This is a genomic window from Pseudomonas sp. PDM09 (assembly GCF_014852305.1).
Taxonomy (GTDB): domain Bacteria; phylum Pseudomonadota; class Gammaproteobacteria; order Pseudomonadales; family Pseudomonadaceae; genus Aquipseudomonas.
Window position 1 is genome coordinate 224,275 of sequence record NZ_JACVBI010000011.1, and the last position, 13,943, is coordinate 238,217.

General features: G+C 60.3%; 13 protein-coding genes and 1 riboswitch. Of the genes, 5 read left to right on the forward strand and 8 right to left on the reverse strand.

Annotated features, from left to right (window positions below; genetic code table 11):
* Nucleotides 1-15: 15 nt before the first annotated feature.
* The 4 genes from IB250_RS24710 to IB250_RS24725 form a co-directional block, all read right to left on the reverse strand.
* A complete protein-coding gene (locus IB250_RS24710) occupies nt 16-624 on the reverse strand; it encodes a YqiA/YcfP family alpha/beta fold hydrolase (protein WP_192346003.1) in 609 nt (202 codons plus the stop codon).
* A 148-nt stretch (nt 625-772) separates the two neighbouring features.
* Complete coding sequence (gene cpdA / locus IB250_RS24715) at nt 773-1,588, reverse strand: 3',5'-cyclic-AMP phosphodiesterase (RefSeq protein ID WP_192346005.1); 816 nt, start codon at nt 1,586-1,588, stop codon at nt 773-775.
* Nucleotides 1,589-1,699: 111 nt separating this feature from the next.
* Nucleotides 1,700-2,152 carry a DUF1249 domain-containing protein gene (locus IB250_RS24720; protein WP_123500106.1) on the reverse strand — a complete coding sequence of 151 codons (453 nt, stop codon included), beginning with the start codon at nt 2,150-2,152 and terminating at the stop codon, nt 1,700-1,702.
* On the reverse strand, nt 2,143-2,760 hold the full coding sequence (locus IB250_RS24725) for an NUDIX domain-containing protein (RefSeq protein WP_123500105.1): 618 nt from the start codon (nt 2,758-2,760) through the stop codon (nt 2,143-2,145). Before IB250_RS24725 ends, IB250_RS24720 begins: the two co-directional genes overlap by 10 nt.
* 229 nt (nt 2,761-2,989) lie before the next feature.
* On the opposite strand from IB250_RS24725, the gene IB250_RS24730 reads away from it, so the two are divergent.
* Entirely contained in the window at nt 2,990-3,736 is a 747-nt protein-coding gene (locus IB250_RS24730; protein ID WP_123500103.1) for an RsiV family protein, read from the forward strand.
* Here the strand turns inward: IB250_RS24730 and cytX are convergent.
* Together cytX and thiC are read right to left on the reverse strand one after the other, a co-directional pair.
* Nucleotides 3,705-4,997 (reverse strand): putative hydroxymethylpyrimidine transporter CytX, encoded by a 1,293-nt coding sequence (cytX, locus tag IB250_RS24735; RefSeq protein WP_192346007.1) that lies wholly within the window; start codon nt 4,995-4,997, stop codon nt 3,705-3,707. The two genes, IB250_RS24730 and cytX, sit on opposite strands and share 32 nt — an antisense overlap.
* Before the next feature lie 187 nt (nt 4,998-5,184).
* The gene (gene thiC, locus IB250_RS24740; protein ID WP_192346009.1) at nt 5,185-7,074 is read right to left on the reverse strand and encodes a phosphomethylpyrimidine synthase ThiC; all 1,890 of its coding nucleotides are present in this window, start codon (nt 7,072-7,074) and stop codon (nt 5,185-5,187) included.
* Nucleotides 7,075-7,240: 166 nt separating this feature from the next.
* Nucleotides 7,241-7,346: riboswitch (TPP riboswitch) on the reverse strand.
* A 194-nt stretch (nt 7,347-7,540) separates the two neighbouring features.
* On the opposite strand from thiC, the gene IB250_RS24745 reads away from it, so the two are divergent.
* Nucleotides 7,541-8,980, forward strand: coding sequence for a TolC family outer membrane protein (locus tag IB250_RS24745; RefSeq protein WP_192346011.1), 1,440 nt, complete (start codon nt 7,541-7,543; stop codon nt 8,978-8,980).
* Nucleotides 8,981-9,083: 103 nt separating this feature from the next.
* On the opposite strand, the gene waaA is transcribed toward IB250_RS24745, so the two are convergent.
* Together waaA and IB250_RS24755 are read right to left on the reverse strand one after the other, a co-directional pair.
* On the reverse strand, nt 9,084-10,361 hold the full coding sequence (gene waaA, locus IB250_RS24750) for a lipid IV(A) 3-deoxy-D-manno-octulosonic acid transferase (protein WP_192346013.1): 1,278 nt from the start codon (nt 10,359-10,361) through the stop codon (nt 9,084-9,086).
* A gap of 22 nt (nt 10,362-10,383) precedes the next feature.
* Nucleotides 10,384-11,274, reverse strand: coding sequence for a LysR family transcriptional regulator (locus IB250_RS24755; protein WP_063341763.1), 891 nt, complete (start codon nt 11,272-11,274; stop codon nt 10,384-10,386).
* Nucleotides 11,275-11,377: 103 nt separating this feature from the next.
* Here IB250_RS24755 and IB250_RS24760 point away from each other — a divergent pair, with 103 nt between their 5' ends.
* From IB250_RS24760 to IB250_RS24770, 3 genes are all read left to right on the forward strand, one after another.
* Entirely contained in the window at nt 11,378-11,710 is a 333-nt protein-coding gene (locus tag IB250_RS24760) for a DMT family transporter (RefSeq protein ID WP_008004867.1), read from the forward strand.
* Nucleotides 11,711-11,908: 198 nt separating this feature from the next.
* Nucleotides 11,909-13,084, forward strand: a complete 1,176-nt coding sequence (locus tag IB250_RS24765; protein WP_123500093.1) for an NAD(P)/FAD-dependent oxidoreductase — start codon at nt 11,909-11,911, stop codon at nt 13,082-13,084.
* Nucleotides 13,081-13,896 carry an aldo/keto reductase gene (locus tag IB250_RS24770; RefSeq protein WP_192346015.1) on the forward strand — a complete coding sequence of 272 codons (816 nt, stop codon included), beginning with the start codon at nt 13,081-13,083 and terminating at the stop codon, nt 13,894-13,896. The genes IB250_RS24765 and IB250_RS24770 overlap by 4 nt, the downstream gene beginning before the upstream one ends.
* The last annotated feature ends 47 nt before the right edge of the window (nt 13,897-13,943 follow it).

The window sequence follows — 13,943 nt, forward strand, 5'->3', positions numbered from 1 at the left end:
AAAAGAGGCGACAAATCACAGTGCAGTGAAATCAATCGCCTGATACAAATCTGCGCCGATGCCGGCGAAACTCAGCATTGCCGGCAATTGCTCGGCAAAACCCTGGAAACTATGGTCGCCGCCCGCCTGGATGCGCAAGGCACAGGCCCGGTAATACTGCTGGGCGAGGCGATAATCCAGCGTTTCGTCGCCGGTCTGCAACCATACTTGAAACCGCTGCGGATCCTTGGGCGCCGGCACTTCCAGCTCGGCCAGGGCCGTTATGTGGTCGTGGGTCAATTCCCAAGTCTCATCGGTATACAGATTTTTCTGCGTCCCCAGGAACCCGTCGAACATCCGGTGCGGGCTGACGGCAGGGTTGATCAACAGGGCTTTCAAGCAATGGCGCTCGGCCAAGTGAGTCGCATAGTAGCCGCCGAGTGAGCTGCCGACCAGCAGCGGCCGCCCCAGCTCGGCAATCGCCTGCTCCAACTGACCGATGGCCTCGCGGGGATGATGATGCAAGGCCGGCACACGCAACTGATCGCTCAAGCCCAGCCGTTCCATCACATTAATCAACTGACAGGCCTTTTTCGACGCCGGCGCGCTGTTGAAACCGTGGATATAAAGGATCGAACCAGACATTTGAGCGCCCTGTGCGTCGGGTAAAGAGGCGCAGTTTACTGTAGGAGCTGTCGAGTGCAACGAGGCTGCGATTTTTTGATCTTGCTTTTAAAAACAAAGTCAAAAGATCGCAGCCTCGTTGCACTCGACAGCTCCTACAGGGGCTTTGTCAGTAGCCGTTGGAGCCGTAATCAACCTGAAAATCGAAACCGGTGACACGCTCAACGCCTGTTTCGAGCTGGCCATCCGGCAACAACCGCAACCACCGATACCCCGGCGCCTGCTCGCTCACCTTGAAATCATCACTGCCCGGCTCGAACTGAATGCAGGTCGAGGGTGATGCGATCAGGCGCACACCGTTGCGCACCTGGTCAATTTCCTGATGCACATGCCCCCACAACACCGCTCGCACCTGTGGAAAGCGATCCAGCACCGCAAACAACGCTTCTGGATTGCGCAAGCCAATGGGCTCCATCCAGGCACACCCGATCGATACCGGATGATGATGGAAACACACCAGATGATGCCGCTCCGGTGCCTCACTCAACGAGCGAGCGAGTAACTGCAATTGCTCATCCTGCAAATACCCCGGCACCGACCCCGGCACCGCCGAATCGAGCAACGTGACCCGCCAGTTGCCGATATCCACCACCGGCTCCAGTAGCGCACTCTGCACCGCCGCCACAGCCATGACCTGCGGCTCGTCATGATTACCGGGAATCCAGCGTGCCGGCGCATCAATCTGCCGGGTCAGGTCACGAAACAGTTGATACGACTCCAGCGTCCCGTCCTGGGAAAGATCGCCGCTGGCAATCATCAGATCAATCTGCGGCTGCTGCTTCAATACCAGCTCAATGACCTGTTGCAGGCTGTCGCGGGTATTCATGCCCAGCAATGTCCCGTTCGCCTCGGCAAACAGATGGCTGTCGGAGAGTTGCACCAGCAACGCCGGATCGGCGGTGGTCAATGTGGATACGCTCGGCAAGGCGTTCTCCCAGGGCGTTATCACGGGATGGGTAAGTGCCGCAATTATGCTGGGGGGCGATCAAAAGAGGAAATCTGTGAACCGGACGCAGTTCACAACTACACAGGGCTCTTAGCGCACAACAGCGTACTCGTGACCGCAAGCCAGGCAATGGCTCAGCCATTCCCCCAGGAACAGATTGAGCTGAGCCTTTTCATCCGGCTGATGCATTGCGGCGTTCGGGTAAGGATAGATGCCCCGGAAGCGTCGTGCATGTTCGGCGCTGACCACTTCGGCCATGCACGCGTCGTGATACACCTGAACTTCCAGTTGAGGCACCGGCAGCCACGGCAGGCTGTGTTCCTGGCGTATTTGCAGGGTCGTGGTGTACGGACAGACCTGCAGCACTTCGAGGGCCAGCACGCCCAGCATCTGGTCGCCGTGGGTGACGGCGATGCGCCGCGCCTCCGGTTCGCTACGCATATCCGGTAGCAGTCGCATCAGGCGCGCGTAGTTGGCCTCGCAGGAGGCTTGCAGCCCCACGAGGTCGATCCGGTAGCGATCGCGCAGCTTGTTTACGACCATAACCCCCTCACTTCAACGCGGTTCAAAGCCAGCCATTGCAAGGCAATGATGCTTGGCGCGTTGGCAATACGTCCGTCGCGTACGGCTTGCAGGGCATCTTCGAACGCCCAGACCGTGACGCGAATATCTTCTGCCTCTTCCTCCAGCCCATGCAGGCCGCCAACCCCGGTTGTCTCGCAACGCCCCAGGTACAAATGCACAAATTCGTTACTGCCGCCCGGCGATGGAAAATATTTGGTCATCGGCCAGAGCGCCCCGAATACAAGCCCAGCTTCCTCCTGCGCTTCGCGGTGAGCAACTTCTTCCGGTACTTCATCCTTGTCGATCAGACCGGCGACCAGTTCGATCAGCCACGGGTTATCGATCTTGCCCATGGCGCCGACGCGAAACTGCTCGATCAACACCACTTCATCGCGCTGCGGATCGTAAGGCAGCACGCACACCGCATCATGGCGAACAAACAGTTCACGATTGATCTCGCGACTCATGCCACCGGCGAACAATTCGTGACGCAAGTGCACGCGGTCGAGCTTGTAGAAACCCTCGTAGCACTTTTCGCGCCGAACGATATCAACGGCGGTCGGAATGGCGTTGGCAAAATCAGTCATGACAATCCTCGTTTACTACAAATCCGTTACGAGGCTCCTTTTTGTTACTTGCAACCTCGACTTCGCGCCATCCTAACGCGCCCGCGATGTTTGATGCAGCCCCTTTCCAGTCAGCGGGATAGACGGTGAGGGCGAAACCAACTCTAATTAGCTTAGTGGCGAACTGACTGCTTCGTTGAGAGTCGAAGCGGGTAACTTTTCGCCTTTCCCTGTTTTATGAAGGACGCCCATGTCGCTTTTTAAAATCGCCTCCGTGGCCGCCATCGCCCTAACCCTGGGCGCCTGCCAGAGTTTGTTCCAGCCCAACTATCGGGCGCCGCTGGAAACTACCCGCGACGCATCGGAACAGTTGAAACCAGGCTGTGCCAACCCTGAATGCCCGTTGGTGAATATCGATACGCTGCGTTTCCCCGATGAGCCTGCACTTGACGGCATCATCGAAAAACGCCTGTTGCAAATGACCCGCACCTCACCCGAAGCCCCCGTAGCGCCAACGCTGGCGGCGTATCGCGAGCAGTTCTTGAGCAGTGCCGGGCCGCGCTACAGCAGTTACCTGCAAGCCAAGGTACGTGAGCAGCATGACGGCTTGGTGATCGTTGAATTATCCAGCTACCTGGACACCGGCGGAGCCCATGGCACGCCGGGCCGCGGTTTTATCAACTATTCACGTCAACAGCATAAAGTGCTGACCCTCTCGGACATGTTGATCCCGGGACAGGAAGAGGCGTTCTGGAAAGCCGCCCAAGTGGCGCACAACAGCTGGCTGATCAGCACCAAGCTCGATCAGGAACCGGAGTTCGTGAAGAGCTGGCCCTTCGTGAAAACCCAGAACGTAGCGCTGACCTACGGCGGGGTGATCCTCAAGTACGAAGTGAGTACCCTTGCGCCTTACGCATTGGGCCACGTCGAACTGAAGATCCCCTACCCGCGCCTGAACGGTATTCTCAAGCCTGAACTGTTTCCCGGCCGTAGCTGAAGGCCCGACCGAGCAGCAGTTGCAGCAACCCTGCCAGTACCAGCGACGGCAGGGTTGCGCCGATGTCCGGATAGAGATTGGCCAGCAAATGATAGGTGCTCACCCCGCCCAACCAGGCGAGCAATGCCGGCCAGCGCAATGCGGCTGACGCTACGTGAGCGCTGCGCCTGCGCAGGATGAAGTGATCCACCAGCACCACGCCGAACAGCGGCGCAAACACCGAGCCGATCAACAGCAGAAAGTTCTGGTACTGGGCCAATGGCGCCAGGCAGGCGATCAGCGTGCAGATGACGCCGATGGCCAAGGCCAGATGCTCGACTTTCAAGCGCAACAGAATCCCGCTGGATACCGCCGCCGAGTGAATATCGGCAAAGGCATTTTCCGACTCATCCAGCAAAATCAGCAGCAATGGAATCCCCAGGCCTGCACCGGCCAATGCCAGCAGCAATGCATTCACTTCACCGCTCGGCGCGAACGCCAGGGTGTAGGCCACGCCCAGGCTCATCAGCCAGAAGTTACCGATAAAGAAGCCCAGCGCCGTACCGCCGAAGACGTTTTTCGCACGCTTGCCGAACCGCGAATAATCGGCAATCAGCGGCAGCCAGGACAGCGGCATGGCGATCGCAATGTCAAAGCCCACGGCGAACGGCATCGAACCATCACCGGCTTGCACCCACAACGCCGCAAGGTCGGCTTTGGCGAACAGGTTCCAGGTCAGCCAGATACACGCGGCCAGCAGCAGCCAGATGCCCCACTTGCGCAGGATCTTGCGCACGAAGGTCAACGGGCCGCTGACCGCCAGCAAAGTCGCCAAACCACCGAAGAAAACTGTCCAAAGCAGCGGACTCGACAGCAGGCTGCCTTCGCTGAATGCGCGGGCGCCGAGCAGGCTGGCAGCGTCGCGCATCACGATGATTTCGAACGAACCCCAACCGATCAGTTGCAGCAGGTTCAACACCGCCGGAAGACTCGCGCCATGACGGCCCAAGCTGAGTTTGAGTGCCGCCATCGACGACAGGCCGGTGTCGCTGCCGATCACACCGACGGCGGCCAGCAACAGAACGCCGACCAGCGTGCCGAGAAAAATTGCCAGCATCGAGCCAGACAGGCCCAGACCTGGAGCGAGCAGCGCGCCGGTCTGCAACACCATCAGGCCGATGCCAAGGGAGAACCACAGGGAACACAGATCACGACCGCCGAAGACACGTTTGTCGGTCGGCACCGCGGTATCCGGGGAGTAAGTGCTGGGTTGAATGCTCAAGGGTGTTATCTCAGAGGGATAAGTGTGTCAGTGGGATTTTTGGTGCATGAACCGGCGCTTTCGCGAGCAAGCCCGCTCCCACATTTGATCCCGGTCGTACACAAAATTTGTGTTTACAGGAGATCCAATGTGGGAGCGGGCTTGCTCGCGAAGACGGCAGCACAGGCACCGTCAATCACAGGTCAAATCAAACCTTCTTGTACAACTGACTACCTTCCTGCTTGAACCGCTCGGCCTGTTCCGCCAAGCCCTGGGCGATTTCCGCATCGACGGTTTCGATCCGCTGGTTGGCCGCGTATTCACGGACTTCCTGGGTGATCTTCATCGAACAGAATTTCGGCCCGCACATGGAGCAGAAGTGCGCGACCTTGGCCGAATCCTTCGGCAGCGTTTCGTCGTGGTACGAGCGCGCAGTGTCCGGGTCCAGGCCCAGGTTGAACTGGTCTTCCCAACGGAATTCGAAACGCGCCTTGCTCAAGGCATTGTCGCGAATCTGCGCGCCCGGATGCCCCTTCGCCAAGTCGGCAGCATGGGCCGCGATCTTGTAGGTAATGATCCCGGTCTTCACGTCATCCTTGTTCGGCAGGCCCAAGTGTTCCTTCGGGGTCACGTAGCAAAGCATTGCGCAACCGAACCAGCCGATCATCGCCGCACCGATACCCGAAGTGATGTGGTCGTAGCCCGGCGCGATGTCGGTGGTCAGCGGGCCGAGGGTGTAGAACGGCGCCTCGTCGCAGCACTCGAGCTGCTTATCCATGTTCTCTTTGATCAACTGCATCGGCACGTGGCCCGGGCCTTCGATCATGGTTTGTACGTCATGCTTCCAGGCGATTTTGGTCAGCTCGCCGAGGGTTTCCAGCTCACCGAATTGTGCCGCGTCGTTGGCGTCGGCAATCGAGCCCGGACGCAGGCCATCGCCCAGGGAGAAGCTGACGTCGTAGGCCTTCATGATTTCGCAAATCTCTTCGAAATGCGTGTAAGCGAAGTTCTCTTTATGGTGCGCCAGGCACCACTTGGCCATGATCGAACCGCCACGGGAAACAATACCGGTCACGCGTTTGGCGGTCAGCGGCACGTAGCGCAGCAATACGCCGGCGTGGATGGTGAAGTAGTCGACGCCTTGCTCGGCCTGTTCGATCAGCGTGTCGCGGAACAGTTCCCAGGTCAGGTCTTCAGCGGCGCCGCCGACTTTTTCCAGGGCCTGGTAGATCGGCACGGTACCGATCGGTACCGGCGAGTTACGGATGATCCACTCGCGGGTTTCGTGAATGTGCTTACCGGTGGACAAGTCCATGATGTTGTCCGCGCCCCAGCGAATGCCCCAGGTCAGTTTCGCCACTTCTTCTTCGATGGACGAACCCAGTGCGCTGTTGCCGATGTTGCCGTTGATCTTCACCAGGAAGTTACGGCCGATGATCATCGGTTCCAGTTCGGTGTGGTTGATGTTGGCGGGAATGATCGCGCGACCGCGGGCGATCTCTTCACGGACAAATTCGGGCGTGATGATTTTCGGCACGCTGGCGCCGAAGCTGTGACCGGCGTGTTGCTGGTCCAGCAAGCCAGCGGCGCGGGCCACTTCCAGCTTCATGTTTTCGCGGATGGCAACGTATTCCATCTCGGGCGTGATGATACCTTTGCGGGCGTAGTGCATCTGGGTGACGTTGCCACCGGCCTTGGCGCGACGCGGGTTGTTCACGTGAGCGAAGCGCAGCTTGGTCAGCTCCGGATCTGCGAGGCGTTCCTTGCCGAAGTTCGAGCTCAAACCTGGCAGACGCTCGGTGTCGCCACGGGCTTCGATCCACGGCGAACGCACGTCAGCGAGGCCTTTGCGCACATCAATGATGACGTTGGGATCGGTATAGGGGCCCGAGGTGTCATACACCACCACCGGCGCGTTGATTTCGCCGCCGAAATCGGTCGGGGTCACGTCCAGACTGATTTCGCGCATCGGCACAAGGATGTCGGGGCGAGAGCCCTGGACATAGATTTTTTGCGAGCGGGTAAACGGCTGAACCGATTGCTGATCGACCTTGGCCGAGTCACTCAGATTGGTTTCGATTTTTGATTTTGTAGTCATCACGGGCTCTCCAGACACACATCCAGGCAGTGGATTTTTGTCGGAGCGAACCTGTAAACGAATGGACGCACGGGCGCTGGGAAAACCAGCTGGTGCTGTGCTCGGTGCTCGAGGGGTGTTCGATTGTCGAACAACATCCCGGACGAAGCACAAGAGGACTCGCCGGGTGACGAGAAATCTTGTTCCCTACGCAGGCGCTAACCTGATCAGGTTCAACGGGATCCGAAATTATTCGATCTCAGCCTCATAGCAAGGCACCCCGACAAGAACCCGGCCAGTCTAGACACAACCGGCAAAGAACGCCAACTCCGCAGCAAACACCATGATGAATGGCGCAATTACCGGATTGTTGCCGTGCCTGCGTGCAACTACACTCGCTACGCCGTGCTGCGCCTTGACGCTGCAGGGCGCCGCGCCGTAGCCTTGGCGCTCAAATTATCAGCGTAATTTTTTTAGGGATGGCCTCATGCTGCGCAAACTCTCACTGGCCCTTGCCGTGTCTTGTGCGTCCAATGGAATGGCCTGGGCAGCTGAAGCGCCTTTATCGACCAAGACTGACCTGGTCAGCGTCTATCAGGAAGCGGTGAACAACAACGCCGATATCGCCGCTGCCCGCGCCCAATACGGTGCTCAGAAGGAAGTCGTACCCCAGGCCCGCGCCGGGCTGTTGCCCAACCTGTCCGCCGGTGCCGACCTGAACAACACCCGCACCTCGCTCGACCAGCCATCGCTGACCTCGACCCGCAGTGGCACGGTGTATCAGGCGACTCTCGCGCAACCGATTTTCCGCGCCGATCGCTGGTTCCAGTTACAGGCCGCCAAGGACGTTAACGAACAGGCAGCCTTGCAACTCTCGGCCACCGAACAGAACCTGATTCTGCAAAGTGCCGAAAGCTACTTCAACGTGCTGCGCAGCCAGGACACTTTGGCCTCGACCAAGGCTGAAGAAGCGGCGTTCAAACGTCAGCTCGACCAGTCCAACGAACGCTTCGACGTCGGTCTGTCGGACAAGACCGACGTGCTGCAGTCCCAAGCCAGTTACGACACGGCGCGGGCCAACCGGATTCTTGCTCAGCGTCAGGTGGATGACGCGTTCGAAGCTCTGATCACCCTGACCAACCGCCAGTACAACTCGATTCAGGGCATCGTCCATACCTTGCCGATCCTGCCGCCGGCACCGAACGATGCAAAAGCCTGGGTCGACACCGCCGCCAAGCAGAACCTGAATTTGCTGGCCAGCAACTACGCGGTGAGCGCCGCCGAGGAAACCCTCAAGCAGCGCAAGGCCGGACACGCGCCCACCCTGGATGCGGTCGCGCAATACCAGAAAGGTGACAACGACGCCCTCGGCTTTACCAACCCGAACCCGAACGGTGTGCGTTACGGCGGCGATGTCGAGCAGCGCACGGTTGGCCTGCAACTGAGCATCCCGCTCTACAGCGGCGGGCTGACCAGTTCGCAGGTGCGTGAGTCCTACTCGCGGCTGACTCAGTCCGAGCAGCAACGCGAAGCGCTGCGTCGTCAGGTCGTGGAAAACACCCGCAACCTGCATCGCGCCGTCAACACCGACGTCGAGCAGGTACAGGCCCGCCGACAGTCGATCATCTCCAACCAGAGCGCGGTGGAAGCGACCGAAATCGGTTATCAGGTGGGAACGCGCAACATCGTTGACGTGCTCGATGCCCAGCGTCAGCTGTACACCTCGGTGCGTAATTACAACAACACCCGCTACGACTACATCCTCGACAACCTGCGCTTGAAGCAGGCCGCCGGCACCTTGAACCCGGGGGATTTGCAGGACCTGACGCGTTACCTCAAACCCGACTACAACCCGGACAAGGACTTCCTGCCACCGGATCTGGCCAAGGCTGCGGCGGAGCAGCTGAGGGCTAATCCGGCTCAATAAAAGCAAAAGATCAAAAGATCAAAAGATCGCAGCCTTCGGCAGCTCCTACGCGCCCGTTGGGCGCTGCCGAAGGCTGCGATCTTTTTTATTCGCGCGACTCTGTCTAACGCTCGATCAACCGCCCCAACCCATCCAGCAACCGCTGCAACGCGCCCTGATTGGTGCGCATCACTTTCAGCCCCGCCTCTGCCATCCGCTGCGCATCGCTCGGCAATTCGAACAGCCGCTGCACCGCCAGCGCCAGACCTTCGGCATCATCGACCTCGGCCAATGCCCCGGCGCTACGCAACTGCGCGGCGATCTCGAGGAAGTTGAACAGGTGTGGCCCGCTGAGCACCGGTTTGGCCAGGGCCGCCGGTTCCAGCAGGTTATGGCCGCCGTTGGGCACCAGGCTGCCGCCGACGAAAGCGCTATCGGCCAAGGCATAGAGAAACAGCAACTCGCCCATGGTGTCGCCCAACAGCACCGAAGTGTCTGCGGTAACCGGCTCGCCCGTCGAACGCCGTACCGTGGCAAAACCCTGCTGCCGGCACAACTCGAACACCGGATTGAAGCGCTCCGGATGACGCGGCACCAGAATCAGCAAGGCATCGGGATGATTGGCCAGCAGCCGACGATGGGCAGCCAGCACCACGTCGTCTTCGCCTTCATGGGTACTCGCGGCGATCCATACCGGGCGATCCTGCGCCTGCCACTGCCCACGCAACTCGGCGGCACGTTGCAGCAGTTGCGGGTCGATGGTCAGGTCGAACTTGATCGAACCGGTCACTTCGACGGTTTCCGGGCGCGCGCCCAAATCGCGGAAGCGCTGTGCCTCGGCTTCGGTCTGTACCGCGAACAGACTCATCTCGGCGAGCATCGGCCCGGTCAGTTTATGGAAGCGGCCATAGCCTTTGGCCGAACGCTCGGACAGTCGTGCATTGGCCAGCGCCACGGGAATCCCGCGTTTGGCGCATTGGTGGATATGGTTGGGCCAGAGCTCGGTTTCCATGATCACCGCCAGTTTCGGTCGGGCCCGATCAAGGAATCGCGCCGCGGCGCAGGGCAAGTCGTAAGGCAGATAGCAGTGCTGAATGCGCGGCTCGTTGGCGAACAGTGCCTGGATCCGTTCGGACCCGGTCGGGGTCATGCAGGTGACGGTGATCGGCAGCGAAGGATAACGCTGCAGCAAGGCGCGGATCATCGGCGCGGCGGCGATGCTTTCGCCCACCGACACCGCGTGTACCCAGATACCGCCCGGCTTCATTGCCGGTAGCGCGAGGGAGAACCGTTCGCCAATGCGTTTGGCGTATGCCGGTGCTTTGCGCGCCCGTAGCCAAAGCCGAATCGCTACCAATGGCAGCCCCAGGTAAAACAGCGCGGTGTAGAGAGTTCTATTCATGGCGGCGGAGTTTATCGGTTTTTTAGCCGATCGCCTGCAAGTGCACGGCAAAACGTTCAGCCAGCCAACGGGCCGCCGGGCCGAGGGGTTCGTCGCGGCGCCAGACCAGTTCGACAATCAACGCTGGCGGCGTCCATTCGCTGGCCAGTTCGACCATCTGATTCTGATACGCCGGGTACTGCACCACATGTCGCGGCAACCAGGCCCAACCAAGACCGCGCATGACCCATTCAGCCATTACATAGAAACTGTCGGCGCGCCAGACCTGCGGGCTGGCCGGCTCACTGCCGGGATAGACGCTGGATTGCGTGGACATCAGCAACTGTCGATGCTGCGCCATTTGCTGGCAATCGACCTGCGCCTGCTTCGCCATGGGATGCCCCACGCCGCACACCGTCACCATTTCGACGCTACCCAGCACTCGCCGCTCGAGGGCTTCGGGAATTTGCTCATGATAAAACAGCAAGCCCAGATCAGCCCGGCGCTCCACCAATTTGCGCGCGACATCACCTTGGGCGGCGCTGGTCAGCTGCACTTCGAGGCTGGGAAATTTTTCTGCCAGGGCCTCGAAGCTTTCAACCACTGCTTGATAGGGCATCGCCTCGTCCTGAGCCACACGCAGACTCGCTTCCTGGCCGCGCATCATCGCCAGCGCCCGGCCATTGAGGCGCTCGCATTGACGCAGCACTTCCCGCGCCTCCTCAAGCAGGGCGGTGCCGGCTTCGGTGAGTTTCGGCTGACGACCACTGCTGCGATCGAACAGGCTGACGCCCAGGTCCTCTTCCAGCAGCGCAATCGAACTGCTGACCGCCGACTGTGCCTTGCGCTGATCCCGCGCCACCGCGGAAAACGAACGTTGTTCCGCGACGCTGACAAACAAGCGCAGTTGTTCCAGATTCCATTGCATGTTCATGGCTCAACCCATCTTCATAACAGATAGGTAATGACTTTACCGCATCTGGCGAATCTCTAGAATGCCGACCTCAGAAAGCAACGCTTCACACGAGGATTGACCCATGACCGCTTACTACTACCTGGCCATCGCCATCTGCGCCGAAGTGATCGCTACTGTTTCGATGAAAGCGGTCAAAGGTTTCAGCACGCCATTGCCGTTGCTGTTGGTCATCGTCGGTTACGGCATTGCTTTCTGGATGCTGACCCTGGTGGTGCGCAGCGTTCCGGTGGGCGTGGCCTACGCGGTGTGGGCCGGCATGGGCATCGTGATGGTCAGCGTTGCGGCGCTGTTTATCTACGGGCAGAAGCTGGATGTGCCGGCGATGCTGGGGATGGCGCTCATCGTATTGGGTGTCGTAGTCATCCAGCTTTTCTCCAAAACCGCCGGGCATTAAAACCCGAAGTGCGATCCATTGTGGGAGCGGGCTTGCTCGCGAAGAGGGGTTGTCAGTCGACATCTATGTTGCCTGACACACCGCTTTCGCGAGCAAGCCCGCTCCCACAGGTTTTGCATCCATCCGATTGATCACCAACAATCCCCTTTTCTTCGAGTCTGTATACTGCGCCCTCGTCTTGAACACTGAGGTCGCTGCATGCCATCCGTTATTTCCACCGACGTTCTGATTGTCGGCGCTGGTGTCGCCGGCCTCTGGCTGAATGCGCGCCTGCGCCGCCAGGGTTTTTCGACCGTGCTGGTGGAAAGCGCCAGCCTCGGTGGCGGGCAGAGCGTGAAGTCCCAGGGCATCATCCACGGCGGCGCCAAGTACGCGTTGCACGGCGCCCTGACCGGCGCCTCGGAAGCCATTGCCGACATGCCGCGTCGCTGGCGTGAAGCGCTGGCCGGCGACGGTGAGCTGGACCTGTCTGGCGTGCGTCTGCTGTCCGACGCCCATTACCTCTGGTCCCCCGGCACCCTCGCCGGCAACCTCACCAGTTTCTTTGCCAGCAAAGCCGTGCGCGGTCGGGTCGATCAGGTCAAGGGCGAACAATTGCCGCCAGCCCTGCAAGACAAGCGTTTCAAGGGCAAGGTCTATCGCCTGGCGGAATTGGTGGTCGATGTGCCAAGCCTGATCCAGCGCCTGGCCGATCTGGCTGGCGACGGCTTGCTGGCGGGTCAGCACATCGAACCGTTGTTGGAAAACGGCGAACTGGTCGGCTTGAAAGTCGACGAGCGCGAGATTCGCGCCCAGCGCATCGTCCTCAGCGCCGGTGCCGGCACCGCCGATCTGCTCACGGCGCTGGGCCTGAGTCAGCCGGCCATGCAGCGCCGCCCCCTGCACATGATCATCGTCAAAGGCCCGGGCCTCAAACCGCTGTACGCCCATTGCCTGGGCGGCGGGCCGAAGCCGCGCATCACCGTGACCACCCACCCGGCCGCCGATGGCCAATGGGTCTGGTACCTGGGAGGCGATATCGCCGAAGCCGAAGGTGTGGCCCGCGATCCTGCGGCGCAAATCGCCACGGCGAAAAAAGAACTCGGCAACCTGCTACCGTGGATCGACTTGAGCACCGCGCAGTGGGCGACCTTGCGAGTGGAGCGCGCCGAGCCGCTGCAATCAGGCCTGACCCGCCCGGACAATGCCTTCCTCGCCGAGCAAGATCGCCTGCTGGTGGGTTGGCCGACCAAACTGGCCCTGGCTCCGGACTTCGCTGACCGCGTCCTCGCCGCACTGCAACGCGACGGCATCCAGCCGAGCCATCCGGCGCCGCTGCCGGAACTGCCAAAACCGCCGATGGGCGTCCCTGCCTGGGAGCAACTGCTGCCATGAGCCAACCCACCCTGCACGATCTGCATCGCCCTTTGGGCAGCACCGGCCTGCTGGTTTCGCCCCTGGGCCTGGGCACGGTGAAACTTGGCCGCGATCAAGGGGTGAAATACCCCAATGGCTTCCAGATCCCCGGCGATGACGAAGCGCGCATGCTGCTCAAACTCGCGCGCGACCTGGGCATCAACCTGATCGACACCGCGCCGGCCTATGGCCGCAGCGAAGAGCGTCTTGGCCCGTTGCTGCGGGGTCAACGTCAGGACTGGGTGATCGTCAGCAAGGTTGGCGAAGAATTTGCCGACGGCCAGTCGCACCACGACTTCAGCGCCGCCCATACGCGCCTCTCGGTGGAACGCAGCCTGCAACGCCTGGAAACGGATGTTATCGATCTGGTGTTGGTGCATTCCGACGGCAACGACCTGGCGATCCTCAATGGCAGCGAGGTCTATGCGACCCTCGCCGAGCTCAAGCGCGAAGGCAAGATTCGCGGTTTCGGTTTTTCCGGTAAAACCGTCGAAGGCGGCTTGAAGGCTCTGGAACAAGGTGATTGCGCGATGGTCACCTACAATCTGAACGAGCAGAACGAGAAGCCGGTCATTGACTATGCTGCTGCTCACGGCAAAGCGATCCTGGTCAAAAAAGCCCTGGCCAGTGGCCACGTCTGCTTGAGTCCGGGTGTGGACCCGGTGCGCGCCAGCTTCGAGTTGTTGTTTGAACACCCGGGTGTGGCCAGTGCTATTGTCGGGACCATCAATCCGCTGCACCTCGCCCACAACGTCGCGACCGTTGCCCAGGTCCTTCGTAGGGTCTGTTGACGTTTGGTGACGACCGCGACGCCAAACGTCAACAGACCCTAGCCATT

Excerpts from the sequence above, each read along its gene's own strand:
- IB250_RS24720 (WP_123500106.1), bottom strand. The coding sequence starts at position 2,152 with ATGGTCGTAAACAAGCTGCGCGATCGCTACCGGATCGACCTCGTGGGG.
- waaA (WP_192346013.1), bottom strand. The coding sequence starts at position 10,361 with ATGAATAGAACTCTCTACACCGCGCTGTTTTACCTGGGGCTGCCATTG.
- thiC (WP_192346009.1), bottom strand. The coding sequence starts at position 7,074 with ATGACTACAAAATCAAAAATCGAAACCAATCTGAGTGACTCGGCCAAG.
- IB250_RS24760 (WP_008004867.1), top strand. The coding sequence starts at position 11,378 with ATGACCGCTTACTACTACCTGGCCATCGCCATCTGCGCCGAAGTGATC.
- IB250_RS24725 (WP_123500105.1), bottom strand. The coding sequence starts at position 2,760 with ATGACTGATTTTGCCAACGCCATTCCGACCGCCGTTGATATCGTTCGG.
- IB250_RS24710 (WP_192346003.1), bottom strand. The coding sequence starts at position 624 with ATGTCTGGTTCGATCCTTTATATCCACGGTTTCAACAGCGCGCCGGCG.
- IB250_RS24730 (WP_123500103.1), top strand. The coding sequence starts at position 2,990 with ATGTCGCTTTTTAAAATCGCCTCCGTGGCCGCCATCGCCCTAACCCTG.
- IB250_RS24765 (WP_123500093.1), top strand. The coding sequence starts at position 11,909 with ATGCCATCCGTTATTTCCACCGACGTTCTGATTGTCGGCGCTGGTGTC.
- IB250_RS24770 (WP_192346015.1), top strand. The coding sequence starts at position 13,081 with ATGAGCCAACCCACCCTGCACGATCTGCATCGCCCTTTGGGCAGCACC.
- IB250_RS24755 (WP_063341763.1), bottom strand. The coding sequence starts at position 11,274 with ATGAACATGCAATGGAATCTGGAACAACTGCGCTTGTTTGTCAGCGTC.
- IB250_RS24745 (WP_192346011.1), top strand. The coding sequence starts at position 7,541 with ATGCTGCGCAAACTCTCACTGGCCCTTGCCGTGTCTTGTGCGTCCAAT.